Below are 25,094 nucleotides of genomic sequence, written 5' to 3'. Positions count from 1 at the left end.
AGTGTAGGCGGAGCTTGATTCAGTCCAGCGGCCGCGGCGAGCGGGCTTCGTGGACGCGTTCCAGCCGGGTCTCGGTGTACGACGCGATCTGGTCGACGACCACCCGAAGGCGGGCGCCGTCGTCGTCGGCGAGGGCGAACTCGGCGGCGAACTGCGGGTCGAGACTCGCCGGGGCCTGGCCCCACAGCGACAGCGCGACCTCGCGGACCATGGTGCGCTGGTCGGCCTGAATCTGCAGGTGCTGGTGGTCCGACATGATGAATTGCAGCGCCAGCATCTTGAGCACCGCCACCTCGGCCCGGACCAGGGCCGGCACCGCGAGCTCGGCGTCGAACCGGCGCATCGTCGCGCGGCCCGCCTGCTTCTTGGTCTCGGTGACGGCGGCGTTGGCGAACCGGCCGACCAACTCACTGGTGAGCCGCTTGAGCGCGACGGACGTCGCGACTGAACCGTCGTACTTGCCGACAGCGGTGACCACGGGGAGCTGCGACAACCGCGCGGCGGCCGCCAGCATGTCGTCGTGCGTCACCGTCGGATGCGACCGGGCGCCGAGCTTGGCCAGAGTGTCGGCCGCGTCGGCGTCGGCGAGGACGCGCAGGTCGATGCGGCCGGAGATGATGCCGTCCTCGACATCGTGCACGGAATACGCGACATCGTCGGCCCAGTCCATGACCTGGGCCTCCAGGCACAGCCGCTCGGCCGGCGCACCCTCGCGCACCCAGGCCGCGGCGGCCGCGTCGTCGTCGTAGAAGCCGAACTTCACGCGGTCCTCCCGGAACCACGGGTACTTGATCACGGCGTCCAGCGCCGCCCGGGTCAGATTCAGGCCCGCCGAACGTCCCTCGCTGTCAAGCGTTTTCGGTTCGAGCCGGGTCAGGATGCGGAAATTCTGGGCATTGCCCTCGAAGCCGCCGAACGGCTTGGCGATCTCGTCGAGCGCCCGTTCACCGTTGTGGCCGTAGGGCGGATGGCCGATGTCGTGGGCCAGACCGGCGAGGTCGACCAGGTCGGGATCACAGCCCAGCCCGACGGCCATGTGGCGGCCGATCTGGGCCACTTCGAGAGAGTGGGTGAGCCTGGTCCGCGGGGTCTCACCCTGCCGGGGCCCGACCACCTGTGTCTTGTCGGCGAGCCGGCGCAGCGCGGCGCTGTGCAGCACGCGGGCCCGGTCCCGCGCGAAATCGGTGCGGTGTCCGGCATCGGTTCCGGGCAGCGTGGCGCTCTTGACGCCCTCCCCGACCAGCCGCTGCCGGTCGAAGTCGGTGTATCCGTCGCTTGCAATGCCCACGGCCGAAGTCTGCCAGCCCGGGCGCGCCCAATGGCCAGACACCCTCAAGGTCGGGGCACCTTAACTAGATTGACGGCATGCGCCTGGCTCGCCTTCTCAGTCTGATCGTCGCCGTGTTGTCGGTGGGGCTGCTCCTCGCGCCTACGGCCGCGGGCAGGCCGCCCTTCCGGCTACCCAGCCAGATCGTCGATGCGGCACATGCTCTCAGCGGCCAGGACATGAACCACGTCACCCAGGCCATCGACAAGCTGTATGCGGACCGGCACGTGCGGCTGTGGGTGGTGTACGTCGACACCTTCGGACAAGAGCCCGAGCCGTGGGCACAAGCCACTCTGCGCGCCAGCAGCCTGGGGTCGAACGACGCGCTGCTCGCGGTCGCGACGGAGGATCGCGCCTACGCGTTTCTGGCCGGATCCGCCGCGGCCAATGCCTCGGTCGTGAATTCGCTGCGCCGGAACGCGATCGAACCAGCGCTGCACGACGGCAATTGGGCCGACGCGGCGATCGTCGCCGCCGACGGATTGCGGGCACGTGCGCCGTCCGGCAGTTCGTTCAACTGGATCGGCCTGGTGATTGCGCTGACCGTGATCGGTATCGCGCTCGGCGGGCTCATCTGGTGGGCCCGGCAGCGTCGCCGGCAGCGTCGGCAGGCCGACCTCAACGCCGCGCAGCAGGCCGACGCCACCGACCCCGCCGTCCTGGCGAAGATGTCGCCGGAGACGCTGGAGGACCTGTCCAAGTCGCTCCTGGTCGAGGTCGACAACGCCGTGCGCACCAGCGACAACGAGCTGGCGCTGGCCGTCGGCGAATTCGGCGAGCGCGACACCGCGCCGTTCACCACCGCTGTGCAGAACGCGAAAGCCGCCATGGCGCAAGCGTTCAGCGTGCGCCAGCGGCTCGACGACGCAGTGCCCGAGACGCCGCAACAGCGCCGGGAACTGCTGACCCAGGTGGTCCTCGCGGCGGCCCGCGCCGACCGAGAACTCGAGGACCGACGCACCGCCTTCCATCAGCTTCGCGACCTGGTGATCAACGCCCCGAGCAGGCTCGAGGCCCTCACGCAACAGATGGTGGCCCTGACAGCGCGCATCGAGCCGGCCCAGCAGACCCTCAACGGGCTGCACGGCCAGTTCACGGAATCCGCGCTGGCGTCGGTGGCCGGCAACGTGGACGGCGCCAGAGAACGGCTGACGTTCGCCGACCAGAACATCACCACCGCGCGCGCGTTGGTCAGCAAGCCGGGCGACAGCCAGGCTGCCCTGGTCAATGCCATCCGCGCCGCTGAATCGGCGTTGGGTCAGGCACAACGGCTGCTCGATTCGGTCGACAGTGCCGCGACCGATATCGCCCACGCCATCAGCGCCCTGCCCGCCGCGATCTCCGATATCCAGAACGGCATCAAGGCCGCGGAAGCGGTACCGCCCGGCACGCACTACCCCGAGCTGACGGCCGCGCGTACCGCTGCGGTGCAAGCGGTTTCGAACGCCCAGGCGTCGGGCACGGCCGATCCGCTGAGCGCATTCACCCAACTGACCGCCGCCGATTCGCAGCTGGACAAGCTCCTCGCGACCATCTCCGAAGAAACCGCCGCAATGAACCGGCTGCGGCAGTCGTTCGGTCAGGCACTGCTGGCGGCGCAGTCCCGCGTGCGCGGCGTCTCCGATTTCATCGACACCCGCCGCGGCAGCGTCGGCTCCGAAGCCCGCACCCGGCTGGCCGAGGCGCAGCGCCGCCTCGAAGCCGCACAGGCGGCGCAGTCCACCGACCTGCCGGCGGCCATCGAACAGGCCAACGCCGCAGACGCCCTGGCCGCCCAGGCCCAGAACCTGGCCGACAACGACGTCCGCGCCGCCCGCCAGGCCTACGCCGGGACCGGCACGAGCACCGCCGGCGACATCGGCGGCATCATCATCGGCGGCATCTTGTCGGGCATGATCCGCGGCGGCGGCAGTGGCGGTGGCAGCCACGGGGGTGGTTGGAGTTCAACGAGTTTCGGCGGCTCCGGCGGCGGGTTCTCCGGCGGTGGCGGCCGGTTCTAGGCCGGCTCTAACCTTGGGCGGCCGCGGCGCGGGCGCGTTCCCGCATCGACGCCACCACCCCACCGTCGTTCAGGATGTCGGTCCCCGTGAGGTACCCGGCCTTGTCGCTGACGCAGAACGCGAACAGCTCGGCCATCTCCTCGGCTTTGCCCCAGCGCGGCACGGCGGCGTTCATGACCATCGCGCCGGCGCCCGCGTCTGCCTCGAGTAGCCCCATCTCGGTGTCGACCGAACCCGGTGACACCGACACGATGCGCAGCCCCTTGGCGTTGAAGCGTTCGGCCTGCGAACTGCTGTACCACTTGACGAAGTTCTTGCTCACCCCGTAGGCCATGCCCGAGCGCAGGTCCTCGGGCGCGAACCCGCAGGCCGCTTCGATCCCGGCCAGGAACGCCGCCTCGTCGGTGAGTGCCAGCGGGAACTTGGCCGTCGGGATGATCTCCTCGGGCAGCAGATGCGCCGCCATCGACGCCACGTTGACGATCGCCGCGCCCGCGTCCGCGACGCGGTAGAAGGACTCGTTGACGTTCACGGTGCCGACCGCATTGGTGCGTGCCACGTAATCTGCCGGCCCCATGCTCGGACTGACGCCGGCCGCGTGGATCACCGACACGATCGGGCCGAACTCTGTTGCGGTGGCGAACAATTGGTCCACTGCGACACGGTCGGTGACATCGGTGTGGACCGGTAAGGCGGCGATCCCGAGACCGGCCAATTCCGCCACCGCGGCGTCGAGACGATCCTGACGCACGTCGGCCAACACCACCGTATGGTCCCGCCCGACGATCTTGGCCGTCGCCAGGCCCATCCCACCGGCACCGCCGGTGATCACCGCAACTCGCGTCATGCCTCTGCACGCTATACGAGAGCGCAACGGGATCACCGACGGGTGCTGAGAGACTGCTCAGCAGCGGGCTACGTGGTGTACAGCGACAGGTGGACGTACACCTCGTCGGGCCCGCGTTCGTCGACGACGATCTCGCGGTTGACCAGCTTGTGGTCCTTGGTGGTGACCTTGTCCTGCAGGAACAGCGGCTTGGGCGCGGTGGCCGGCGCCGGCCCGGCAAGCACCGTGATGGTCTTCGGAATCTCGGACGGCCGCGGCTGCCCCGGGAACTGGGCCAGGAAGTTGTGAAGCTGGCTGTCGGTCATCCGCAGGGAGAGTCGGTAGCGGGTGTCGCGGCCCGAATCGGTGGCGGTGGCAAGGACCTGCGCGCCCTGCGGCAGCGTCACATCGCCGAACGCCGCGGCCGTCTCGGCAGACACCTTCTGGCCTCCTCTTTTCTCGGTCGAACACGCGGAGAATGCACACACCACCAGGACGGCGGCCAGTACACCGAGGTACCGCATCACCGCGGCACCCCGTCGTACGTTGCGACCGACGACGCCCCCGCGATCTCGAATTCCCTTGCCATGCCTGCGGTCTGGAGGCCGCCCATGTCCTTGTCGGTGATGGTGATCGGTCCCACCTTGGTCTCCTTGCCCTCGTCCCAGTTGTACTGATCCGCCACGTTCACCTGCGATTCGACGTGTACGCGCGGCGGCCCGCCCGGAGTATCCGGCGGGTAGACGGTGACCACCCCACCGACCGACATGTCGACGCCGCCGACAGCGTGGTACCAGTCGGGATTGGCCTCGGCATCCATGTAGTAGCCGTCCCAGCCGGTCCGGAACGCCACCGGTTGGCCGTACTGTCCCGTCGCCGCAGCCTCCGCAGCGATCCGGTTGACCTCGTCGTTGACCTTGGCGTCGGCGCGCGCCCGCATCTGCGGGATGTCGTTCATCATCGAGTTCACGTCGAGCTTGTAGGGCGTCCCGGTGTTGTCCAGGTAATGGTCCATGAGGTCGGCCGCGTGGGGCCATTTCAGGCCGATCACCGGCAGCCCGGCCTCGATGGCCGCCTTGAAGGCGGCGTCGTCGCCCCGCGCGTACCACGGCTGCGAGCCCCAATCCCCCGCCCCGCCATCGTGTTTCGCCCATGGCGGCGGCGCCGGAATGGTGTCGCCCGGGTGTTTGTCGGCCGGCGGGTCATCCGGTTTTCCGTTCGGATCGTCGGGATCGCGTCCGTCCCGCCCGGCGATTTCCTCATAGCCCGAACCGATCTCGCGGATGCGCGCCGCGATGGCATCCATATCGGCGTTCGACCGACTGATGATGTCGGCGATCTCGGCCGTCCCCTTCACCACCACGGGAAGCAGTGCACGGTCGCCCGCGGCGGTGGGCGGCACGCTGGCGGCCGCGTCGACCACCCATTGCTTGACGGAGTCGAGGTCGCGGCGGCCCGCCGTCACCACGGCGGCCGACCGGTCGACCTCGACGCCGAGGCGCCGGTCGAGTTCGGCGAGCCTGCCGATGGTCCCGGCATGCGCGCGATTGCGATCGTCGTATGCCTCGGCCGCGGTGCCCGACCACTCCCCGCCGGTCGCCGCCGACAGCACTGTGCTGCGCAAATCGTGGAACTGGTCGCTCATGTCGAATTCGGCGCCGCCGACCGGCGTACCGGACCCGAACGTCGCGCGCGCGTCGTCCCACGTCGAAAGAAATGCGCCGAGAACCGTCACTGTCGCCCCCTCCGGCGTCCCTTACCCCTGGCTCACAAGCCTATTCGAGCCCTGGGCGGGTCCCCGGCGGCAATTTCTCACCGGTGGCGCATACAACGGTTGGCAGTCGGCCGTCAGCAGCCCTTGAGGCGCACCGCGAGGTAGTCGCTGACGGCATCGATGGCCACGCGTTCCTGCGTCATGGCGTCCCGCTCGCGGATGGTCACGGCGTGGTCCTCGAGCGAGTCGAAGTCGACGGTGATGCAGTACGGCGTACCGATCTCGTCCTGGCGCCGGTAGCGGCGGCCGATGGCTCCGGCGTCGTCGAACTCGACGTTCCAGTTCTTGCGCAACTCGGCGGCCAGGTCGCGGGCCTTCGGTGACAGGTCCGCATTACGCGACAGCGGCAGCACCGCGGCCTTGACCGGAGCGAGGCGCGGGTCGAGCTTGAGCACGGTCCGCTTGTCGACACCGCCCTTGGCGTTGGGGGCCTCGTCCTCGTGATACGAGTCGACCAGGAACGCCATCAGCGACCGGGTCAGGCCGGCCGCCGGCTCGATGACGTACGGCACGAAGCGGGTGTCGGTGGCCTGGTCGTAGAACGAGAGGTCGACGCCCGAGTGCTCGCCGTGCGTGCTGAGGTCGAAGTTGGTGCGGTTGGCGATGCCTTCCAGCTCACCCCACGGGTTGCCGGCGAAGCCGAACTTGTACTCGATGTCGGTGGTGCCGGCGCTGTAGTGCGACAGCTTCTCCAGCGGGTGCTCGTAGAGCCGCAGGTTCTCGGGGTTGATACCGAGGTCGACGTACCACTGGAAGCGCGTCTCGATCCAGTACTTGTGCCACTCCGGAGCGGTCGACGGCTCGACGAAGAACTCCATCTCCATCTGCTCGAACTCGCGGGTGCGGAAGATGAAGTTGCCCGGCGTGATCTCGTTGCGGAAGCTCTTGCCGATCTGGCCGATGCCGAACGGCGGCTTCTTGCGCGCGGTGGTCACCACGTTCGCGAAGTTCACGAAGATGCCCTGCGCGGTCTCGGGGCGCAGGTAGTGCATGCCCTCCTCGGACTCGATCGGGCCGAGGTAGGTCTTGAGCATCATGTTGAAGTCACGCGGCTCGGTCCACTGTCCCTTGGTGCCACAGTCCGGGCAGACGATCTCGTCCATCGGTACGGCATCAGGGTCGTCCAGACCCTTCTTCAGGGCGTAGGCCTCCTGCATGTGGTCCTGCCGGTGCCGCTTGTGGCAGTTCAGGCACTCGACCAGCGGGTCGTTGAACACCGCGACGTGGCCCGAGGCCACCCACACCTGGCGCGGCAGGATGATCGCGCTGTCCAGGCCGACGACGTCGTCGCGCGACGTGACGACGGACTTCCACCACTGACGCTTGATGTTCTCCTTGAGCTCGACACCCATTGGCCCGTAATCCCACGCAGACTTTGTGCCGCCGTAGATTTCGCCGGACTGGAAGACCAGACCACGGCGTTTGGCCAGGTTGGCAACGGTGTCGATGATGGACGCCACGATGTTCGAGCACTCCTCGAGTCAGCTGGGATGCAACCCGTCCAGCCTAAAGGCCCCGTTCACCGGCCGATGTCGCACCCACCTTTGACATGCGTATGCGCGCATGGAAAGCTAAATGAAAACTATTTCCAATAGCCGGGAGTTGCCGGGGTGCCACCCACCACTACGCATGACGAGCTCGACCACCAGCACAGCGGTGCGCCGTTTCCGTCGTCCCCGCCGCGGGAGACGCTCGACGCCGCCGGCGACCTGCTGCGCGCCCTCGCCGCACCCATCCGCATCGCCATCGTGATGCAGCTGCGCGAGTCGCAGCGCTGCGTGCACGAACTCGTCGACGCCCTCGGCGTTCCGCAGCCGCTGGTCAGCCAGCACCTGCGCATCCTCAAATCAGCCGGGGTCGTGGCCGGTGAACGCGCCGGCCGTGAGGTGATGTACCGCCTGGTCGACCATCACCTCGCGCACATCGTGGTCGACGCCATCGCCCACGTCGAAGAGGAACGGCCGTGAGCGCCCCCACCCGCTCCACCAAGCAGCGGACCGCGATCGCGGCGCTGCTCACCAATGTCGAAGAGTTCCGGTCCGCGCAGGAGCTGCACGACGAACTGCGCCGCCGCGGCGAGGGCATCGGCCTGACGACGGTCTACCGCACCCTGCAGTCGATGGCCGCGGCGGGACAGGTCGACAGCCTGCGCAACGACAGCGGCGAGGCGCTCTACCGGCGCTGCTCGCAGGCCCACCATCACCATCACCTCGTGTGCCGGCAGTGCGGCGCGACGGTCGAGGTGGCCGGTACCGAGGTCGAGGCCTGGGCCACCGAAACCGCTGCCGCCCATGGCTTTTCCGATGTCAGTCACACCATCGAGATTTTCGGGGTGTGCGCGGCCTGCACGGGCTCGGCTCCGGTCAACTGACCCGGGCGAACTCCAGCACGGTGTCGCGGGTCAGCGGCGCCAATTCGATGTCGCCGGGATGGTGCGGATCGATCCAGGCCATCTCCTCGATCTCGGCCGCGATCTGCGGCACGCCGTCGAGCGTCACGAAAAACAGCTCGGCGTCGACCGTGTGCCCGGGTTCGTTGGCCGCAATCGCGGTGTGGTGACCCAACTCCCGCACCTCGGTCACGCTGACCCCGAGTTCCTCACGGATCTCACGGACCAGCGCATCGACGGGCGTCTCCCCCGGTTCGAGCTTGCCGCCGGGCTGCATGAACGCCGTCGTCCCGCGCTTACGGACCACCAGCAGCCGCCCGCGCTCGTCGGTCACCACCGCGGCGACGATCCGGATGACGGTCACTTCGGCTTCACGACGTCAGGTCGGCCCGCACGTCGACACCCGTGGAGAGCACCAGCATGACCAGTGTGGACAAGGCGTCATCGGTGAGTCCGGCGGCCGGGAAGTTGTAGCGCAGCATCACGTCGCCCACTTTCTTGGCGCCGTTGGACCGTGGATCGCCGGCCCGCTCCACCAGCACCACCGAGCCGAGCATGGTGCGACCCGCGTGATCGGCCACGCGGTCACGAACCTTGTTGTCCAGCTTGATATCCCACGCCAGCGGCTGGGTCAGCGAGACCAGGTCGAGGCCCTCACCGATGTTCACCACCCGCAGTGACGCCACCGTGCCGTCGTGCGCGACGGTGAGAGCGCCGTCGTTCTCTTCGACAATGGTCACCGAATCGGCGAGCACGGCTGCCAACCGCTGCAGCAAGTCCGACATCAGACCCTCCCACTCAGGCACATTATTAGGCTCTGCCAAATCGACGGTTGCGGTTGACGTATTCCTCGCACGCGGCCCACAGGTCGCGGCGGTCGTAGTCCGGCCAGAGTTTGTCCTGGAAGACGTACTCGGCGTACGCCGCCTGCCACAGCATGAAGTTGCTGGCGCGCTGTTCGCCCGAGGTGCGGATGAACAGGTCCACGTCGGGAATGTCGGGGCGGTGCAGGTGCTTGGCCACCGACGCCTCGGAGATGCGGCTCGGATTGATCTTGCCCGCGACCGCCTGCTCGGCGAGCTCACGCGCAGCTTCGACGATCTCGGTGCGGCCGCCGTAGTTCACGCAGTAGTTGACGGTGATGACGTCGTTGCCGACCGTCATCTGCTCGGCGATGTCGAACTCCTTGATGACGCTGCTCCACATGCGCGGCCGGGACCCGACCCACCGCATGTTGACGCCCATCGCGTTCAGGTTCTCCCGGCGGCGGCGCACCACCTCGCGGTTGAAGCCCATCAGGAACCGCACCTCTTCGGTGCTGCGCTTCCAGTTCTCGGTGGAGAACGCGTACACCGACAGGTGTTTGATGCCGAGTTCGATTGCTCCGCAGGTGATGTCGATCAGCACCGCCTCACCCATCTTGTGGCCTTCGGTACGTCCGAGCCCGCGCTGGGTGGCCCACCGGCCGTTGCCGTCCATGACGACGGCGACGTGGTTGGGCACCTGGTCGGCGGGAATCTGCGGCGCCACGGCCTTGGACGGATGCTGCGGCGGCCGCGCGAAGCGGCCGTTGGAGTTCGGTGGGAGCTCGGGAAAGACCACCGGCCAGGTCGAAACGTCCGGGAAAACCGGATAGTCGTCAGGCGCCTGAGGCAGCTGCGGATAGCTGGTCTTGCGCGCCCGGTTGAGTGCCATGGGCCATATCCTGCCTGAACGTGGTTACGCGCTGCTCGATGAGTGCGCTATCGGGTCTATACGCTCGCTCCACGAGCGGCAATGTCCGCAGCTTGCGCTCCAGATGCCACTGCAGGTGCGCGGCCACCAGACCGCTGGCCTGGCTGCGATGGCCCGTCGGGGAGCTGTTCGCAAACTCCCAGTCACCGTCGTGCAGCGCGGCCATCAGATCCAGCACACCCTGCGGCGGGGTGACCGACCCCGACGGCCGGCAGTGCACGCACACGCTGCCGCCCGCCGCGACATGGAACGCCCGATGCGGACCGGGTGCGGCGCAGCGCGCGCACTCGGTGATGGCCGGCGCCCAGCCGGCGATCCCCATGGCCCGCAGCAGATAGGCGTCGAGCACCAGCTCACGGGACCGGCTGCCGTCCGCGACGGCCCGCAGCGCACCGACGGTGAGCCGCTGCAGCGCCGGCATCGGGTTGCGTTCCTCACCGGCCAGCCGCTCGGCGGTCTCCAGGATGGCGCAGCCGCAGGTGTAGCGGCCGTAGTCGTTGACGATGTCGGCGGCGAACGCGTCGAGCGACACCACCTGGGTGACGATGTCGAGGTTGCGGCCGGGATGCAGCTGCACGTCGATGTGGGCGAACGGCTCCAGCCGCGAGCCGAACTTGCTGCGGGTCCGCCGCACGCCCTTGGCCACCGCGCGGACCAGTCCGTGGTCGCGGGTGAGCAGCGTGACGATCCGGTCGGCCTCGCCGAGCTTGTGCTGGCGCAGCACGACCGCTCGATCCCGGTACAACCGCATCGGGAGATTGTCCCATCGCGCACCGACAACTCGGGTTAGGCAGCGCCGGGCGATGTCGTCAATCTATCCTCGAAATCGACATGGCCAGCCTTCCCGAACCATCCGCTCCGTCCCGATTCCCGACTCTGGCCCAGCAGCTGTACCGGCTCGCGAGCGGCGCGGTGACGTCCCAGCAGATCGTGCGGCAGTCGCTGGATGCCATCGCGGCCAGTCAACTCGAGCTGAACGCCTTCCGGGTGATCTTCACCGAGCAGGCGCTGGCCGACGCCGCCGAAGCCGATCGCAAACGCGCTGCCGGACAACACCTTCCGCTCCTGGGGGTACCCATCGCGATCAAGGACGACGTCGACGTCGCGGGCGTGCCCACCCGGTTCGGCACCGACGGCGACGTGCCCCCGGCCACCGCGGACGCCGAGGTGGTGCGCCGGCTCAAGGCGGCCGGTGCGGTGATCGTCGGCAAGACCAACACCTGCGAACTCGGCCAGTGGCCGTTCACCAGCGGACCCGGTTTCGGGCACACCCGCAACCCCTGGTCGCGCGGGCACACCCCGGGCGGCTCGTCGGGCGGTAGCGCCGCGGCCGTCGCGGCCGGATTGGTCACCGCCGCAATCGGATCCGACGGTGCGGGCAGCGTCCGCATCCCCGCCGCGTGGACGCATCTGGTCGGCATCAAACCGCAGCGCGGACGGATCTCCACCTGGCCGCTGCCCGAGGCGTTCAACGGCATCACGGTCAACGGGGTGCTGGCCCGCACGGTCGCCGACGCCGCACTGGTGCTCGACGCGGCGTCCGGCAACGTCGACGGTGACCTCCACAAACCGGCACCCATCGCGGCCGCCGAGGCCGTCGGCCGGGCGCCGGGCCCTCTGCGCGTCGCGTTGTCGACGAAGTTCCCGTTCACCGGCTTCCCAGCCCGGCTGCATCCGGAGATCAGGGCCGCGCTGAACACCGTTGCGGGCCAACTGGAAGAGCTCGGACACACGGTCCGGCCCGACGACCCGGAGTACGGACTGCAACTGTCCGTGGACTTCCTGGCCCGCTCGACATCGGGACTGGCCGAGTGGCGCCACCGTGTCGGCCCCGGCGTGGCGCTGGACCGTCGTACCCGCAGCAACATCCGGACCGGGTGGCTGTTGTCGGAGCACGCCCTCCGGCAGGCACGGCAGCGCGAAAAGTCCCTCCAGCGCCGGATCGGCTGGATTTTCAACCTGTACGACGTGGTGTTGGCGCCAACCACCGCGCAGCCCCCGCCGCTGATCGATGCCTTCGACCGGCTCGGCAGCACTGCCACCGACCGCGCCATCATCGCGGCCTGCCCGGTGTGCTGGCCGTGGAACGCGCTCGGCTGGCCGTCGATCAACATCCCGGCCGGCTTCACCGCCGACGGGCTGCCCATCGGCGTGCAGCTCATGGGTCCCGAGGGCAGCGAGCCGCTCCTGATCTCCCTGGCCGCCAGCCTGGAGGCGATCACCGGTTGGGCCACCAAGCAGCCCACTGACTGGTGGTCCCAGCCCTAGCTCATCTCCCGCGAGCGTGCGTGTTTGCCCGCGACACGCCGCGCGAACCGAGCACTATCGTCGCGCTCGCGGGCCGCGAGCGTGCCCGGACGGCGCACCAAGCCCCGCGTGTTGCCTGCAGACACGCACGCTCGCGGGAGTGGGGGAATTCTAAAAGCCGAGCTTTCCAAGCTGTTTCGGGTCGCGCTGCCAATTCTTGGCGATCTTCACGCGCAGGTTCAGATACACCTTGGTACCGAGCAGCTTCTCGATCTGCGTGCGCGCCGCCGTGCCGACCTCACGCAACCGGGAGCCGCCCTTGCCGATGACGATGCCCTTCTGGCTGTCGCGCTCGACGTAGATGATGGCGTGGATGTCGCACATCTCGCCCTGCTCCGGGGTGCGGCCGTCGCGCTCGGTGAACTCCTCGATGACCACCGCCAGCGAGTGCGGCAGCTCGTCGCGCACGCCTTCCAGCGCAGCTTCGCGGATGAGCTCGGCGATGAGCACTTCCTCGGGTTCGTCGGTGAGCTCGCCATCGGGGTAGAACGCCGGCCCCGGCGGCAGCTTGCTGGCCAGCACATCGATCAGGACGTCGACCTGTTCGCCCGCCACCGCCGACACCGGCACGATCTCGGCCTTGCCCTCGGTGAGCTCGCTGACCGCCAGCAGCTGCGCGGCCACCTTGTCGCGCGGCACCTTGTCGGTCTTGGTGACCACCACCAGCAGCGTGGTTCGCGGTGCGACGGTACGGATCTGCTGATAGATCCAGCGGTCGCCGGGTCCGATGGCCTCGTCCGCCGGGATGCACAGGCAGATGACGTCGACCTCGGAGTACGTGTCCTTGACCAGTTCGTTGAGGCGCTGGCCGAGCAGTGTCCGCGGCCGGTGCAGGCCGGGCGTGTCCACCAGGATGATCTGGAAGTCCTCGCGGTGCACGATGCCACGGATGGTGTGCCGGGTGGTCTGCGGCCGATTCGACGTGATCGCGACCTTGGTGCCGACGAGCGCGTTGGTCAGCGTCGACTTGCCGGTGTTCGGCCGGCCGACCAGACAGACGAAGCCGGAACGGAATTCGTCACTCATCGGGTTCTCCTTCTGCTGCGGCGTCCGCAGCCTCAGTGCGTTGCGGCTCGACCGGGATCACCAGCACGGTGCCGATCCGGACCCGGCCGCGGTGATCCCGGCCGCCCTCGGCCCGCAGCTGGAGGGTTGCCGGGTGCTGCGATCGATGCGACGGGAACGACACCCGGACCTCGGCGCCCGGCAGCGGCACGCGTCCCAGTTCGTGCGCCAGGAGCCCGCCGACGGTGTCCACGTCCAGATCGCCGTCGACCTCGAACCCGCACAGTTCGGCGAGATCCTCCAGCGGCAGCCGGGCCGACACCCGAAACCGGTTGTCGCCCAGTTCTTCCACCGGCAACACCTCGTCGGTGTCGTATTCGTCGGCGATCTCACCGACGATCTCCTCCAGCACGTCCTCGATCGACACCAGGCCGGCGATCGCGCCGTACTCGTCGACCAGCAGCGCCATGTGGTTGCGGGTGCGCTGCATCTCGTTGAGCAGGGCGTCGAGTGGTTTGGAGTCCGGCATGAACACCGCGGGACGCATCACGTCGGCCACCTTGGTCTCGCGGCCGCCGTTGGTGGAGTTGTAGGTCTGCTCCACAAGGTCTTTGAGATAGACGACGCCGACGACATCGTCGACGTTCTCCCCGATCACCGGGATGCGGGAGTGTCCGCTGCGCACCGCGAGCGAGGTCGCCTGCCCGGCCGACTTGTCGCTCTCGATCCACACCATCTCGGTGCGGGGCACCATGACCTCGCGGGCGGGGGTGTCGCCGAGTTCGAAGACGGACTTGATCATTCGCCGCTCTTCGGCGGCCACGACGCCACGCTGCTGGGCGAGGTCGACGACCTCGAGCAACTCGATTTCCGAGGCGAAGGGTCCATTGCGGAAACCCCGGCCCGGGGTGAGGGCGTTACCGATGAGCACCAGCAGCCGGCTGATCGGGGTCAGCAGCACCGCGATCACCTGCAGCGGGAGCGCCGACAGCAGTGAGATGGAGTAGGCGTTCTGCCGCCCGACGGTGCGGGGACCGACGCCGATGGCGACGAAGCTGACAACGACCATGATGGCCGCCGCGGACACCAGTGCCCAGCCCCGGCTCAGCTGTTCATCGAGATAGTCGACGAGCATGACGGTCGCCGACGCCTCGCACACAACCCGCAGCAGCACAACGAGGTTGACGTACTGCGGCCGATTCCGGACGATCTTCGCCAGCCGTACCGCACCGGGCCGCTCATCCCGGATCAGCTCGTCGACGCGCGCGATGGAGACGGTGTTGATGGCGGCATCGATCGCCGCGAACAGCCCGCCGATCACGACGAGCACTATGGCGCCGATCAACGGCGTCAACCCGGTCACGGTTCGTCGAAGTACCGCGACTTGTCCAGCAGCCGGCGGTCTTTCTCGGTCTGCCGATCCTTGTGGTAAGCGTGCACCTGGTCGGCGACCCACTCTTCGAGCAGCTGACGCTGCAGGTCGAACATCTCTTTTTCTTCGTCGGGCTCGGCGTGGTCGTAGCCGAGTAGGTGCAGGACACCGTGCACGGTCAGCAGCGCCAGCTCGTGGCCCAGCGAATGTCCCGCGGCCTCAGCCTGATTCGCGGCGAACTCGGGACACAGCACGATGTCGCCGAGCATCGAGGGCCCCGGCTCGGGCGCATCCGGCCGGCCGCCGGGCTCGAGCTCGTCCATCGGGAAGCTCATCACATCCGTGGGGCCCGGCAGGTCCATCCAACGCATGTGCAGATCGGCCATGGCCGACTGGTCGACCAGCACCATCGAGAGTTCAGCGGCGGGGTTCACGTCCATCTTGGAGATGACGAACCGCGCCACGCTGATCAGCTCGTCTTCGGATACGTCGACCCCCGACTCGTTGGAAACCTCGACCGTCACTGCGTCACCGCCTCGTCCGGCCGGTGGCTCTACGGTGCGCGCGGTTGGCCAGACCGTGCTCGCTCACTTTGGCTTCCGCCGCTTCGTACGCGTCGACGATCTCCGAAACCAGCTTGTGGCGCACCACATCTGCACTCGTGAGCTCGGCGATGTGGATGTCGTCGATACCGTCCAGCACCTCGATGGCCGACCGCAGACCCGAGCGCATGCCGCCCGGCAGGTCGATCTGCGTGACGTCGCCGGTGACCACGATCTTCGAACCGAAACCCAAGCGGGTCAGGAACATCTTCATCTGTTCGGCGGTGGTGTTCTGCGCCTCGTCGAGGATGACGAACGCATCATTGAGGGTCCGACCCCGCATGAAGGCCAGTGGCGCAACCTCGATCACTCCGGCTGCCATGAGCTTCGGGATCATCTCGGCGTCCATCATGTCGTGCAGCGCGTCGTACAGCGGCCGCAGATACGGGTCGATCTTCTCGTTGAGCGTGCCCGGCAGGAAGCCGAGCCGCTCCCCCGCCTCGACGGCGGGACGCGTCAGGATGATCCGGCTGACCTGTTTGGTCTGCAATGCGCTGACGGCCTTGGCCATTGCCAGATAGGTCTTGCCGGTACCGGCGGGACCGATGCCGAACACGATCGTGTGGGCATCGATGGCGTCGACGTAGCGCTTCTGGTTGAGCGTCTTGGGCCGGATCGTCTTGCCGCGCCGCGACAGGATGTCGAGCGTCAGCACCTGCGCCGGCGACTCGGCGTCGGCGCCGTCGAGCATGCCGACACTGCGGCGGACGACGTCCGGGGTCAGCGTCTGGCCACCGGCCGCGATTGTGATCAGCTCACTGACCACGCGCTCGGCCTTGGCCACGTCGGCGGGCGAGCCCGATATCGACAGCGAGTTGCCGCGGACGTGGATGTCGGCCGTCAGGAGGTTCTCCAGCGCTCGCAGATTCTCGTCGGCCGAGCCGAGCAGGCCCACGACAAGATCAGGCGGAACAGTGATGCTGCTTCGAACCGACGGGTCGAGCTCCGGGGAGCGCGACGCGGCGGCGTTCGTATCGCGGGGCGTCACGTGGTTTTCGATGCCTGCTTTCTGGTGTCGAGCTGAGGAGCACATTCTACCGCCGGGCCGAGGGGACGCCCAACGAGTTGGCTGGTCACGCAAGCCGCGGGCGGCACCTTTCGGTACCGCCCGCGGGTTGCGTAGTAGTTGGGTCGCCGGTTACCGGCTCTGGTGGACGTTGGTGTCGACCTTGGGCGACTTGGCGCCCTGGTGCACGTCGTCCAGCCAGTTCAGGTGATCAACTCCCGTCGGCACCACTGTTGCCTGCACCCCTGTCGGGGCCGGCCCGGTGGCGGCTACGGCGGGAACGGCGAACCCCATGGCACCGGCGGCCAGGCCACCGGCGATAACTGCTGCAATTCCGAAATTCTTCATGGAGTGTTCCCTTCGCGTCTTCTGTCCGTCTTTGTCCCCTGGCGGCCCGAGCCGCTGTGACATCCATGTAAACAGGCAGGTCAAAGGATTAATTCCGCTGGCAGGAAATTAGTGTTTACTGGCAGGAATTGCTGTAACCCAGGCCACAGGGTTCGCCCTTTCAGACCACCCCACGGAGTTCCGAATTAGCGCAATGGAGGGGTGTTCGCCGCTGTTAGGCTCGAATTCACCGGCGAGGGTCCGCCGGGGCGATGAGGAATCGGGGAGGGTTCTGCATGGGTAGGGGTCGCGGTACTCACGGCGGCGGTCACCACGGCGGATCGCATAATTCGCCGAGTAGCCGCCACCCGCGCCACGATGACGAGCCCACCGTCCGTATCCCGCGGCCGCGCCACGACGACCACAACAACCACAATCCGCGCCGCCACGACGATCACGACGGCAACTCGCACCGGCGTGACCACGACGGCGGTGACAGCCCGAGCCTCGGCGAGAAGATCAACGACATCCTCGACAAGGCCAACGACGTCCTGGACACCGCCTCGGACATCGCCGACAACGTCAAGAAGCTGATGGAGGGCGACCCGATGGGCGCCGTCGGCCTGCTCAGCGACGCCGGCGACATCGCCAAGATGCTGATGCCCGCGGCCGCGGGGACACCCATCATCGAGGGTGGTTTGTGGGCCCTGGACCTCGCGGGGCTCGGTTTCGGCATCGGCGATCCGGACACCGGCGAATCGTTCTCCGAGGGCGCCGGGCTCTTTCAGGCCGCCGGCGACGGTCTCAGCAGCGCCTACCCGACCGTGTGGAAAGGCACCGCCTCCACGGCCTACTCCAACCGGAACGCCGAGCAGATCGGCAGCGCCGAACAGCTGCTGCAGGCCGACAATCTGGTCGTACAAATCCTCAGCGCCGAAGCCGAGCAGGTGGATGCGGGACGCCAGCAGATGGACAACATCGCCACCTGCCTCGGTGCGATGATCCCCGTCTGCCTGGCACTGGAGGCCACGGTCATCGGCGCCCCCGAGTCGCTCGCGCTGCAGGCCGCATCCGTCGCCGTCGCCGCCGCGGCCTCCGCCGTGGCGATGAACAACATGATGGCCCAATCGTCGAGCAACGCTGCGCAATTGAGCCAGGCGACGAGCATGTATCAGACCGCCTCGCACGCTCCCCCGCTGAGCACCATGCCGCCGCCCGCGAAAAAGCCGGGCGACGGGCCAGATTTCGGCAACGCCGACCCCAACGCACCCGGCAACCCCAATCAGCCGGGGCAGCCGGGAACGGGCACGCCGTCCGGTCCGCCGACGAGCAACCCGCCCGGTACCGGCAGCCCGACGGGCACCGGCGGCGGTTCCGGTGGCGGTTCGGGCTCCGGCGGTGGTTCGGGTTCCGGCGGTGGTTCCGGCTCCGGCGGCGGCGCACCGAGCATGCCGAAGATGCCCGAGATGCCCGAAATGCCCTCGACCCCAGCAGCATCGGGTGCGGGCACCGGCGCAGGCGCCGGCATGGGCGGTATGCCGTCGCTGCCGCAGATGGGCGGCGGCTCCGGCAGCGGGGGCGGTGGCCTGCTCGGCACCCTCGCCGGCCTGGCCGGCCAGGCGGCACAAACCGCGACGCAGGCAGCTCAGGCCGCACAGCAGGGCAAGCAGGATCCGAACGCCCAGGATCCCAACGCACCCGGCGAAGACAAGGACGGCGACGGTAAGCCGGACGGCCCGGCCGCCGATCCCAATACCCAACCCGCGCAGGACGATCCGCCGGGCGCGGCGGCCGGGGCCGAATCCCCGGCGGGACGCGCGCCCATCCAGGTGTCGTTCGACGACGGCGCCCACCACGTCGAGGTGGCCGTCGATCCCGACACCGCCAAGGGCCCGGTGCACGTGAGCCTCGATCCGTCGAATCCCACTGCGCCCCCGCGCATCACGACCGAAATCTAGCTCTTCCGAAAGGAGCACCACATGAGCAGCAGACTCACTGTCGAGACCTCGGAGTTGCAGGCGCTCTCCACCAAACAAGACGATGCCGCCGCCACCTTCAGCGCTGCCGGCGACACGACGTCCTACGTCGAGGTCAAGGTGCTCGCGACCCACGGCCCGCTGTGCATGTCGACGCAATCGGCACTGAGCGCCGCCAACAACGCGCGCAAGGCCGCCTGCGAGCAGATGATGAACAAGTCGCGCAACCTCGCCGACAATCTGACGAAGGCCGCGTCGCAATACGATCAGACGGATGCGCAGGAAGGCGCCCACCTCAGCAAGCAGATGCAGATCTGATCGATGTCAGACCATTCCTGGGACGATCACGACGACGACCATCTCGCCGAACCCGAGGGCGCACTCGACTACTTCGCCACGGACAGCGGCTCTGACGCTGACCCGGACGATTCGGGTCTCGACCACCTGGTGACGTCGGATAACGAGACGTACGACGACGAGACGGCGGGTTCCTACGCGGACGCGATGGAGCCGGAAACCGGTGGCGCCTCGGATGCCGACGAAACGCCGGACGACGACGCGCCGCGGGTGGTGGTGTTCGCCGTGTCCGATCCCGCCGGGAACGTCACTGCCGAGGCGTCCATCGCCGGATCCATCCAGCGCATCAAGCTGGCTCCCAAGGCCACCTCGATGACGGAGACCGAGCTCTCCCGCAGCATCCTGGCAACCGCGAAGCTCGCGAACATGAAGGGGCGCGCGGTGCAACGGGCGCTCATCGAGGGCGTCCTCGCGGCCGAAGGTCTGGACGACGAACGGGTCGAGGCCATCATCGAGATGAACGCACCCGACCTGCCGACACCGCGACAGGCCGACGACGCAGTGGCCGAGGCAGAGGCGGCATACCTCCGCGGTGAGCACCGCTAGCCGAGTCCATGCCCCAACATGGTTGGGCGAGTATGAGGTTCGTCGGCCGGCCTGAGTGCTAGACCTGCCAGCGCGGCGTCAGCACGCCCAGGGCGCCCAGTGCGACCGCGGCCGCGGTCGACGTCCGCAGCACCGACGGTCCCAGCCGGACAGCGACGGCGCCGGCGGCAACCAACGCCGCCACCTCACCGTCGGTGATACCGCCTTCGGGCCCCACGATGAGCGTCACCGCCTCGGTGGACTCCGAAATCACATCGCGCAGTGCCACTTCCGCCGATTCGTGCAGGACGAGCGTGACACCTGCGCCGATCGACGCGACCAGCTCTGCAGTGGACACCGGGCCACTGACGGCCGGCACGTAGGGGCGGCGGGACTGCCGCGCCGCCGACCGGGCCACGGCACTCCAGCGTCGTAACCCCTTCTCCACCTTGGCCGCGCCGTCCCAGCGCGCGACGCACCGCTCCGACTGCCATGCCACGAACGCGTCGGCGCCGGCCTCGGTGGCCAATTCGATGGCCAGCTCGGAACGTTCGGATTTGGGCAGGGCCTGCACCACCGTCACCGTCGGCACCGCGGCCGGGACGTCGGTGACCGAGAGCACCCGTGCCGTCAGCCGGCCCTTCACGGCGTCTTCGATCACGCAGTGCGCCAATGTGCCTGCGCCGTCGGACAGGTCGAGTTCCTCACCCGGACGGATGCGTCGCACCGTCGCCGCGTGGAATCCCTCGTCACCGTCGACGACGGCGATACCGCCGACCGCCGGCACCGCGTCGACGTAGAACAGCGCCCGGCTCACCAGAAGCCCCGAAGGCTAACGGCCGCTGAAGGTTTCGCGCAGGCGGCTGAACAGCCCGCCACCGCCGCCGGCCACGGCCTGCGTGGACCGCACCTCGGTGACGTCCCGGGACCGCTGCTCCTTGAACTTGCGCAGCAGCTCCAGGTCACGATTGTCGAGCCGGGACGGCACCACCACGTCGATGTGCGCGTGCAGGTTGCCGCGGACCCCGGACCGCAGGTGCGGCATGCCGTGGCCGCGCAGGGTGGTGATCGAACCAGGCTGGGTCCCTGGCGCGATGGTGATCTCGGTGGGCCCGTCGAGGATGGCCTCGACGGTGACCGTGGTGCCCAGCGCGGCGTCGACCATCGGGACCGAGACGGTGCAGTGCAGGTCGTCGCCGTCGCGCAGGAACAGCTCGTGCGCCTGTTCGTGCACCTCGACGTACAGGTCGCCGGCGGGTCCACCGCCCGGGCCGACCTCGCCCTGGGCCGCCAGGCGCACCCGCATGCCCTCACCGACGCCTGCCGGAATCTTCACACTCACGTCGCGCCGTGCGCGTACGCGGCCGTCGCCGCCGCAGCGATGACAGGGGTCGGGAATGACCTCGCCGACACCGCCACACACGGGGCAGGGGCGCGAGGTCATGACGTTGCCGAGCAGCGAGCGCTGGACCGTCTGGACCTCACCCTGGCCGTGGCAGGTATCACAGCGGGCGGGCTGGGAATTGCCGTGCGTGCCCTTGCCCTGGCACAGGTCGCACAGCACGGCGGTGTCGACGGTGACCTGCTTGGTGACGCCCGTCGCGCACTCCTCGAGGTTCAGCCGCAGGCGCAGCAGCGAGTCCGAGCCCGGGCGCACCCGGCCGATCGGACCGCGTGAGGACGCGCCGCCGCCGAAGAACGCCTCGAACACGTCGCCGAGTCCCCCGAAGCCGGCGAAGCCCCCGGCTCCGCCGCCGCCTCCGCCGCTCTCCATGGGGTCGCCGCCGAGGTCGACGATGCGCCGCTTCTCCGGGTCGCTGAGGACCTCGTAGGCGGTGCTGATCTCAGCGAACCGCTGCTGAGCGCCCTCGTCGGGATTGACGTCGGGGTGCAGCTCCCGGGCCAGCCTGCGGTAGGCCTTCTTGATCTCCGAGTCGCTGGCGCCCTTGCTCACGCCGAGCAGGCCGTAGTAATCGCGTGCCACGCCTAAGAACCTTGCCTAATCTCTCGAACTGCTGGGCACCCTCACCGGGTGCCCAGAACCTCGCCTATGTACCGGGCGACAGCCGCGACGTTGGCGATGGTGCCCGGATAGTCCATCCGGGTGGGGCCCACCACGCCCATGCCGCCGTAAACCTTGCCCAAACTGCCGTAGGCGGTGCTCACGACGGATGTCCCAGCCATCTGCTCGGCCTCGGTTTCGTGGCCGATGCGTACCGTGACTTTACCTGCCTCCTGCTGGGCAGCCAGCAACCGCAGGACCACGACCTGCTCCTCCAGCGCTTCCAGCACCGACCGCAGGGACCCACCGAAATCAGCCGTGTTGCGTGTCAGGTTGGCGGTGCCGCCGAGCAACAGCCGCTCCTCCTGGTGTTCGACCAGCGTCTCGACCAGCACCGTCGCCGCGCGGCCCACCGCGTCGCCCAGGCCGCCGTGGCCGTCCATCTGCGAGGCCAGGTCGGCCACCGCGATCGACGCGGCCGACAGCAGCTTGCCTTCCAGTGCTGCGCCGAGCCGCTCCCGCAGCTGCGACAGCTCGTGCTCACCGATGGCGTCGCCGAGCTCCACCACGCGCTGGTCAACGCGTCCGGTATCGGTGATGACCACCAGCAACAGCCGGGCCGGCGTCAGCGCCACGACCTCGAGGTGGCGCACCGTGGAGCGCGACAGGGTGGGGTACTGCACGATGGCGACCTGCCGGGTCAGCTGCGCCAGAAGGCGTACCGCGCGGCGCAACACGTCGTCGAGATCGACACCGGATTCGAGGAAGCTCAGGATGGCGCGGCGCTCGCTGGACGACAGCGGCTTGACGTCGTCGATCCGGTCGACGAACTCGCGGTACCCCTTTTCGGTGGGCACCCGGCCCGAGCTGGTGTGTGGCTGAGTGATGTAGCCCTCGGCCTCCAGAACGGCCATGTCGTTGCGCACCGTGGCGCTCGAAACGCCGAGGTTGTGGCGCTCGACGAGCGTCTTGGAGCCGATGGGCTCCTTGGTGGAGACGAAGTCCGCAACGATGGCACGCAGCACTTCAAAGCGACGGTCGTCGGCACTACCCATTCGTCACCTCCGGTTTCACCGCCATTTTACGGTGACGATGGATTCGGGCGGTTGACAGACGCCATTCGGGGCGATCTTGATGGCCGGATGCCTCGGCAAACCTCCAGTCGACCCGCTAGGGTCACCTGTATGCCGACGCTGTCACCGCGGACCCGCTCGGCGCACGGGGAGCTTGCGGAGTGATCTACTCATGATTTTCAAAGGGGTGCGCGACGGAAAGCCCTACCCGGAGCATGGGCTGAGCTACCGCGAGTGGGCCCAGATTCCGCCGCGCCAGCTGCGTCTCGACGAAATCGTCACCACCACGACGGTGCTCGCCCTGGACCGGCTGCTGTCCGAGGATTCGACGTTCTACGGCGATCTGTTCCCGCATGCCGTGCGCTGGCAGGGCACCATCTATCTGGAAGACGGCCTGCATCGTGCGGTGCGGTCCGCGCTGCGGAACCGGGTGGTGCTCCATGCCCGGGTGTACGACATGGATGTGCCACTGTCGCAGCAGCTTTCGCCCGCCGGCGAATGACCGCGCGCTAGCGCAGGTACATGCCGGCCAGCACGACGAGCACCAGCGCGACGAGCCCGATACCCCCGCACATCAGCGCCGTGACGACCCGGCTGCGGGCGTCGCCACCCAGCCGGTAGGTGCCACGGAACAACGTGGCCATCGCGATGCTCGCGGCGTGCCAGCCCGCGGAGTTGCCGTTGGTGTTCGGCTGTGGCTGCGGGTACGGCTGCTGGACGTAGGGCTGCTGGGGGTACGGGTAGCCGGCCGGCGGATATCCGTAGCCCTGCGGGGCGGGATGACCCTGCGGATACGACCCCGCCGGCGGTTGCTGCTGCGGATACCGCGGATCCGGATACGTCATTGCTGCACTCCCCCTGGTCAGCTCTGGCCCCCGCGACTCTACTCGGCTGTTGAGTCCGTTGACCCTGCGGTGACGCACACAGAGTTCGAGTAGCGAAGACCCTGGCCGCAGGGCCAACGTCCGGCCCGCCGGACTGCGTCAGCCGGCCAGGGTGTCCCGCAACGTCTTGGGCCGGATGTCGGTCCAGGTCTCCTCGACGTACGCCAGGCAGTCGGCGCGCGTGCTCTCACCGAAAACGACCCGCCAGCCGGCGGGCACATCGGCGAACGCCGGCCACAGGCTGTGCTGCTCTTCGTCGTTGATCAGGACGTAGAACGCGCCGTTCTCGTCATCGAACGGATTGCTGCTCATCGCTTCTCCTCACGGATGGTGTGGCATATTCGGCACCCAGCACGCGGTCGCTGAGCAGACCGAGGCAGCTGAGGTTGGGGAATCCGGGCCCCTGTGTGAGCCAGGACAGGCTGGGCAGGAACAACTTCGGCGTGACACCGCTGACCGCGAGGTCGTAGCCGATGGCCCGCTGCAGCGAGTCGGCCGACAGCGGCGCACCGATACCGAGCTCCAACACGTCCAGCGCGTCCTGGCTCAGTAGCGGCGCGAACCACATGGAATCGGCGCCGGAGCCGTCGATCACCAGGTCGAAGCCGTGCACGGTCTCCAGGCAGCCGGAGTCGCGCTCGGTCTGCAGGGTCAACCGGATTCGGTCTTCGCGGGGCACGGCATGGGCGACGCGGCCGCGCAGGTGCCGGATGCGGTCGTCGGCCAACAGCGAGTCCTGGACGCGGGCGGAAAACACGCCACGGTCCGTGCGCGCCATGGCATCTCGACGCTCGGAGACGCTGAGACCGGCCCAGCCCGTCGGGTCGGAGAACAGGGTGTTCTCGAAATAACCCTCGCCGCGGGTGAACAGGGTGACGCCCGGGGAGATCACCGTGATGGTCGAAACCCGGTGCGAGAACAGCTCATCGAGCATGGTGGCGGCGGTTTCGCCACCACCGATGACGGCGACCCGCTCGGCGTTGATGCGCCCGTCCTGCGCGACGCGATGCCAGAACTGGGCGATCGACAGCACCCGCGGATGCCCCGGCAGGATGGAGCGCTCGGCCTGCCCCGGCCCGGTGATCATCACGCCGTCGGCGCGCACCTGCTGATCGCGGCAGTGCAGCACCCACTGGTCGCCGTCCACCGACAGCTGGGTGACTTCACCCGTGACCACCTGCATGGCAACGCTTTCCGCCACCCACGCCAGGTACTGGCTCCAGCGCCGGTGCGTGGGTGCGGGCCGGCCGCGGTCGATCCACTCGGCGAACTGTCCCGTCGAGATCAGGTACGACTGCCAGCTGTGCCGCATCATCCGTTCGTCGAGTTCGACGTTGCGGCGCGGCACGAGCGCCGACCGGTACGGGAAGCCGACGTCCTTTTCCGGTCCGGTGCCCAGCCGGTGCCGGCCGTCGGTCCAGCCGCCGGCGGCCTGCCAGTTGGCGCCGACGCCGAGGCGTTCCACCGCGACGACATCGGGCGCGTCCACGCCCATGGCCCGCAGTTCGGCGGCCTTGGCGGCCACTGCGACCGCTTTGGCGCCGGCGCCGATGACGGCCAAGGTATTTCGGGTCTCGGTCATGCGCGATCCGCCTCCGGCTCTTCGCT

Annotated in this window: 28 protein-coding genes; 8 read left to right on the top strand and 20 right to left on the bottom strand. The window is 68.4% G+C overall.

What is annotated here, in order from left to right:
• Positions 1-19: 19 nt before the first annotated feature.
• Entirely contained in the window at positions 20-1,288 is a 1,269-nt protein-coding gene (locus tag ACJEIK_RS08925; RefSeq protein WP_135355802.1) for a deoxyguanosinetriphosphate triphosphohydrolase, read from the bottom strand.
• A gap of 77 nt (positions 1,289-1,365) precedes the next feature.
• Here ACJEIK_RS08925 and ACJEIK_RS08920 point away from each other — a divergent pair, with 77 nt between their 5' ends.
• Positions 1,366-3,327, top strand: a complete 1,962-nt coding sequence (locus ACJEIK_RS08920) for a TPM domain-containing protein (RefSeq protein ID WP_409431361.1) — start codon at positions 1,366-1,368, stop codon at positions 3,325-3,327.
• Between the two features lie 7 nt (positions 3,328-3,334).
• Here ACJEIK_RS08920 and ACJEIK_RS08915 read toward each other — a convergent pair whose 3' ends face one another.
• The 4 genes from ACJEIK_RS08915 to ACJEIK_RS08900 all read right to left on the bottom strand — a co-directional run bounded on the left by ACJEIK_RS08915 (position 3,335) and on the right by ACJEIK_RS08900 (position 7,387).
• Positions 3,335-4,174 carry an SDR family oxidoreductase gene (locus ACJEIK_RS08915; protein WP_409431360.1) on the bottom strand — a complete coding sequence of 280 codons (840 nt, stop codon included), beginning with the start codon at positions 4,172-4,174 and terminating at the stop codon, positions 3,335-3,337.
• A 68-nt stretch (positions 4,175-4,242) separates the two neighbouring features.
• A complete protein-coding gene (locus ACJEIK_RS08910) occupies positions 4,243-4,593 on the bottom strand; it encodes a hypothetical protein (protein ID WP_409431359.1) in 351 nt (116 codons plus the stop codon).
• A gap of 83 nt (positions 4,594-4,676) precedes the next feature.
• On the bottom strand, positions 4,677-5,888 hold the full coding sequence (locus ACJEIK_RS08905) for an EspA/EspE family type VII secretion system effector (protein WP_409431358.1): 1,212 nt from the start codon (positions 5,886-5,888) through the stop codon (positions 4,677-4,679).
• Between the two features lie 113 nt (positions 5,889-6,001).
• The gene (locus ACJEIK_RS08900; RefSeq protein ID WP_409431357.1) at positions 6,002-7,387 is read right to left on the bottom strand and encodes a glycine--tRNA ligase; all 1,386 of its coding nucleotides are present in this window, start codon (positions 7,385-7,387) and stop codon (positions 6,002-6,004) included.
• A 150-nt stretch (positions 7,388-7,537) separates the two neighbouring features.
• Between ACJEIK_RS08900 and ACJEIK_RS08895 the strand changes: the two genes are divergently transcribed.
• Both ACJEIK_RS08895 and ACJEIK_RS08890 read left to right on the top strand, forming a co-directional pair.
• Positions 7,538-7,894: a metalloregulator ArsR/SmtB family transcription factor gene (locus ACJEIK_RS08895; protein WP_061006768.1), complete on the top strand. Its 357-nt coding sequence runs from the start codon at positions 7,538-7,540 to the stop codon at positions 7,892-7,894.
• Complete coding sequence (locus tag ACJEIK_RS08890; protein WP_061006769.1) at positions 7,891-8,298, top strand: Fur family transcriptional regulator; 408 nt, start codon at positions 7,891-7,893, stop codon at positions 8,296-8,298. The genes ACJEIK_RS08895 and ACJEIK_RS08890 overlap by 4 nt, the downstream gene beginning before the upstream one ends.
• Here the strand turns inward: ACJEIK_RS08890 and ACJEIK_RS08885 are convergent.
• Genes ACJEIK_RS08885 through recO form a run of 4 tightly spaced genes read right to left on the bottom strand, consistent with a single transcriptional unit; the run spans position 8,291 to position 10,801 of the window.
• Positions 8,291-8,680 (bottom strand): NUDIX hydrolase, encoded by a 390-nt coding sequence (locus ACJEIK_RS08885; protein ID WP_061006770.1) that lies wholly within the window; start codon positions 8,678-8,680, stop codon positions 8,291-8,293. The two genes, ACJEIK_RS08890 and ACJEIK_RS08885, sit on opposite strands and share 8 nt — an antisense overlap.
• Positions 8,681-8,687: 7 nt before the next feature.
• On the bottom strand, positions 8,688-9,101 hold the full coding sequence (locus tag ACJEIK_RS08880) for a hypothetical protein (protein ID WP_061006771.1): 414 nt from the start codon (positions 9,099-9,101) through the stop codon (positions 8,688-8,690).
• Between the two features lie 25 nt (positions 9,102-9,126).
• Positions 9,127-10,011, bottom strand: coding sequence for a decaprenyl diphosphate synthase (locus ACJEIK_RS08875; RefSeq protein ID WP_409431356.1), 885 nt, complete (start codon positions 10,009-10,011; stop codon positions 9,127-9,129).
• On the bottom strand, positions 9,956-10,801 hold the full coding sequence (recO, locus tag ACJEIK_RS08870; protein WP_064860166.1) for a DNA repair protein RecO: 846 nt from the start codon (positions 10,799-10,801) through the stop codon (positions 9,956-9,958). The genes ACJEIK_RS08875 and recO overlap by 56 nt, the downstream gene beginning before the upstream one ends.
• An 80-nt stretch (positions 10,802-10,881) precedes the next feature.
• Between recO and ACJEIK_RS08865 the strand changes: the two genes are divergently transcribed.
• Positions 10,882-12,318 (top strand): amidase, encoded by a 1,437-nt coding sequence (locus ACJEIK_RS08865; protein WP_409431355.1) that lies wholly within the window; start codon positions 10,882-10,884, stop codon positions 12,316-12,318.
• Between the two features lie 150 nt (positions 12,319-12,468).
• Here the strand turns inward: ACJEIK_RS08865 and era are convergent, their stop codons facing one another.
• The 5 genes from era to ACJEIK_RS08840 all read right to left on the bottom strand — a co-directional run bounded on the left by era (position 12,469) and on the right by ACJEIK_RS08840 (position 16,690).
• Complete coding sequence (gene era, locus ACJEIK_RS08860; RefSeq protein WP_061009726.1) at positions 12,469-13,383, bottom strand: GTPase Era; 915 nt, start codon at positions 13,381-13,383, stop codon at positions 12,469-12,471.
• Positions 13,376-14,725 (bottom strand): hemolysin family protein, encoded by a 1,350-nt coding sequence (locus ACJEIK_RS08855; RefSeq protein WP_409431354.1) that lies wholly within the window; start codon positions 14,723-14,725, stop codon positions 13,376-13,378. The genes era and ACJEIK_RS08855 overlap by 8 nt, the downstream gene beginning before the upstream one ends.
• On the bottom strand, positions 14,722-15,258 hold the full coding sequence (ybeY, locus tag ACJEIK_RS08850; protein WP_061009722.1) for an rRNA maturation RNase YbeY: 537 nt from the start codon (positions 15,256-15,258) through the stop codon (positions 14,722-14,724). Before ybeY ends, ACJEIK_RS08855 begins: the two co-directional genes overlap by 4 nt.
• 4 nt (positions 15,259-15,262) lie before the next feature.
• A complete protein-coding gene (locus tag ACJEIK_RS08845) occupies positions 15,263-16,324 on the bottom strand; it encodes a PhoH family protein (RefSeq protein WP_409431353.1) in 1,062 nt (353 codons plus the stop codon).
• Between the two features lie 150 nt (positions 16,325-16,474).
• Positions 16,475-16,690 carry a hypothetical protein gene (locus ACJEIK_RS08840; protein ID WP_061009718.1) on the bottom strand — a complete coding sequence of 72 codons (216 nt, stop codon included), beginning with the start codon at positions 16,688-16,690 and terminating at the stop codon, positions 16,475-16,477.
• Between the two features lie 275 nt (positions 16,691-16,965).
• Between ACJEIK_RS08840 and ACJEIK_RS08835 the strand changes: the two genes are divergently transcribed.
• The 3 genes from ACJEIK_RS08835 to ACJEIK_RS08825 are packed head-to-tail and all read left to right on the top strand — an operon-like array spanning position 16,966 to position 19,548.
• On the top strand, positions 16,966-18,627 hold the full coding sequence (locus tag ACJEIK_RS08835; RefSeq protein WP_409431352.1) for an EspA/EspE family type VII secretion system effector: 1,662 nt from the start codon (positions 16,966-16,968) through the stop codon (positions 18,625-18,627).
• Positions 18,628-18,648: 21 nt separating this feature from the next.
• Positions 18,649-18,963, top strand: coding sequence for an ESX-1 secretion-associated protein (locus ACJEIK_RS08830; protein ID WP_409431351.1), 315 nt, complete (start codon positions 18,649-18,651; stop codon positions 18,961-18,963).
• A gap of 3 nt (positions 18,964-18,966) precedes the next feature.
• Positions 18,967-19,548: a hypothetical protein gene (locus ACJEIK_RS08825; protein ID WP_409431350.1), complete on the top strand. Its 582-nt coding sequence runs from the start codon at positions 18,967-18,969 to the stop codon at positions 19,546-19,548.
• Positions 19,549-19,606: 58 nt separating this feature from the next.
• On the opposite strand, the gene ACJEIK_RS08820 is transcribed toward ACJEIK_RS08825, so the two are convergent.
• The 3 genes from ACJEIK_RS08820 to hrcA are packed head-to-tail and all read right to left on the bottom strand — an operon-like array spanning position 19,607 to position 22,584.
• Positions 19,607-20,344 carry a 16S rRNA (uracil(1498)-N(3))-methyltransferase gene (locus tag ACJEIK_RS08820; protein ID WP_409431349.1) on the bottom strand — a complete coding sequence of 246 codons (738 nt, stop codon included), beginning with the start codon at positions 20,342-20,344 and terminating at the stop codon, positions 19,607-19,609.
• A gap of 15 nt (positions 20,345-20,359) precedes the next feature.
• Positions 20,360-21,511 carry a molecular chaperone DnaJ gene (gene dnaJ / locus ACJEIK_RS08815; protein ID WP_138248453.1) on the bottom strand — a complete coding sequence of 384 codons (1,152 nt, stop codon included), beginning with the start codon at positions 21,509-21,511 and terminating at the stop codon, positions 20,360-20,362.
• Between the two features lie 41 nt (positions 21,512-21,552).
• Entirely contained in the window at positions 21,553-22,584 is a 1,032-nt protein-coding gene (gene hrcA / locus ACJEIK_RS08810) for a heat-inducible transcriptional repressor HrcA (RefSeq protein WP_061009708.1), read from the bottom strand.
• Positions 22,585-22,774: 190 nt separating this feature from the next.
• Here hrcA and ACJEIK_RS08805 point away from each other — a divergent pair, with 190 nt between their 5' ends.
• Positions 22,775-23,104 (top strand): type II toxin-antitoxin system VapB family antitoxin, encoded by a 330-nt coding sequence (locus ACJEIK_RS08805; RefSeq protein WP_064860908.1) that lies wholly within the window; start codon positions 22,775-22,777, stop codon positions 23,102-23,104.
• Positions 23,105-23,111: 7 nt separating this feature from the next.
• Here the strand turns inward: ACJEIK_RS08805 and ACJEIK_RS08800 are convergent, their stop codons facing one another.
• The 3 genes from ACJEIK_RS08800 to mbtG form a co-directional block, all read right to left on the bottom strand.
• On the bottom strand, positions 23,112-23,447 hold the full coding sequence (locus ACJEIK_RS08800; RefSeq protein ID WP_133427267.1) for a hypothetical protein: 336 nt from the start codon (positions 23,445-23,447) through the stop codon (positions 23,112-23,114).
• A gap of 138 nt (positions 23,448-23,585) precedes the next feature.
• Positions 23,586-23,798, bottom strand: a complete 213-nt coding sequence (locus tag ACJEIK_RS08795) for an MbtH family protein (protein ID WP_061009702.1) — start codon at positions 23,796-23,798, stop codon at positions 23,586-23,588.
• The gene (gene mbtG / locus ACJEIK_RS08790; protein ID WP_409431348.1) at positions 23,776-25,068 is read right to left on the bottom strand and encodes an NADPH-dependent L-lysine N(6)-monooxygenase MbtG; all 1,293 of its coding nucleotides are present in this window, start codon (positions 25,066-25,068) and stop codon (positions 23,776-23,778) included. Before mbtG ends, ACJEIK_RS08795 begins: the two co-directional genes overlap by 23 nt.
• Positions 25,069-25,094: the final 26 nt, after the last annotated feature.

The sequence above is a fragment of the Mycobacterium sp. SMC-16 genome (assembly GCF_046250085.1).
GTDB lineage: Bacteria > Actinomycetota > Actinomycetes > Mycobacteriales > Mycobacteriaceae > Mycobacterium > Mycobacterium phocaicum.
Note: the sequence above shows the minus strand (reverse complement) of the source record. Positions and strands in the feature narration are given on the sequence as shown.

What these genes read in the sequence shown, in the direction of transcription:
- hrcA (WP_061009708.1), bottom strand. Translation starts at nt 22,584, where the DNA reads ATGGGTAGTGCCGACGACCGTCGCTTTGAAGTGCTGCGTGCCATCGTT.
- ACJEIK_RS08915 (WP_409431360.1), bottom strand. Translation starts at nt 4,174, where the DNA reads ATGACGCGAGTTGCGGTGATCACCGGCGGTGCCGGTGGGATGGGCCTG.
- ACJEIK_RS08840 (WP_061009718.1), bottom strand. Translation starts at nt 16,690, where the DNA reads ATGAAGAATTTCGGAATTGCAGCAGTTATCGCCGGTGGCCTGGCCGCC.
- ACJEIK_RS08795 (WP_061009702.1), bottom strand. Translation starts at nt 23,798, where the DNA reads ATGAGCAGCAATCCGTTCGATGACGAGAACGGCGCGTTCTACGTCCTG.
- ACJEIK_RS08920 (WP_409431361.1), top strand. Translation starts at nt 1,366, where the DNA reads ATGCGCCTGGCTCGCCTTCTCAGTCTGATCGTCGCCGTGTTGTCGGTG.
- ACJEIK_RS08875 (WP_409431356.1), bottom strand. Translation starts at nt 10,011, where the DNA reads ATGGCACTCAACCGGGCGCGCAAGACCAGCTATCCGCAGCTGCCTCAG.
- ACJEIK_RS08825 (WP_409431350.1), top strand. Translation starts at nt 18,967, where the DNA reads ATGTCAGACCATTCCTGGGACGATCACGACGACGACCATCTCGCCGAA.
- ACJEIK_RS08830 (WP_409431351.1), top strand. Translation starts at nt 18,649, where the DNA reads ATGAGCAGCAGACTCACTGTCGAGACCTCGGAGTTGCAGGCGCTCTCC.
- ACJEIK_RS08805 (WP_064860908.1), top strand. Translation starts at nt 22,775, where the DNA reads ATGATTTTCAAAGGGGTGCGCGACGGAAAGCCCTACCCGGAGCATGGG.
- ACJEIK_RS08800 (WP_133427267.1), bottom strand. Translation starts at nt 23,447, where the DNA reads ATGACGTATCCGGATCCGCGGTATCCGCAGCAGCAACCGCCGGCGGGG.
- ACJEIK_RS08835 (WP_409431352.1), top strand. Translation starts at nt 16,966, where the DNA reads ATGGGTAGGGGTCGCGGTACTCACGGCGGCGGTCACCACGGCGGATCG.
- era (WP_061009726.1), bottom strand. Translation starts at nt 13,383, where the DNA reads ATGAGTGACGAATTCCGTTCCGGCTTCGTCTGTCTGGTCGGCCGGCCG.
- mbtG (WP_409431348.1), bottom strand. Translation starts at nt 25,068, where the DNA reads ATGACCGAGACCCGAAATACCTTGGCCGTCATCGGCGCCGGCGCCAAA.
- ACJEIK_RS08880 (WP_061006771.1), bottom strand. Translation starts at nt 9,101, where the DNA reads ATGTCGGACTTGCTGCAGCGGTTGGCAGCCGTGCTCGCCGATTCGGTG.
- ACJEIK_RS08865 (WP_409431355.1), top strand. Translation starts at nt 10,882, where the DNA reads ATGGCCAGCCTTCCCGAACCATCCGCTCCGTCCCGATTCCCGACTCTG.
- recO (WP_064860166.1), bottom strand. Translation starts at nt 10,801, where the DNA reads ATGCGGTTGTACCGGGATCGAGCGGTCGTGCTGCGCCAGCACAAGCTC.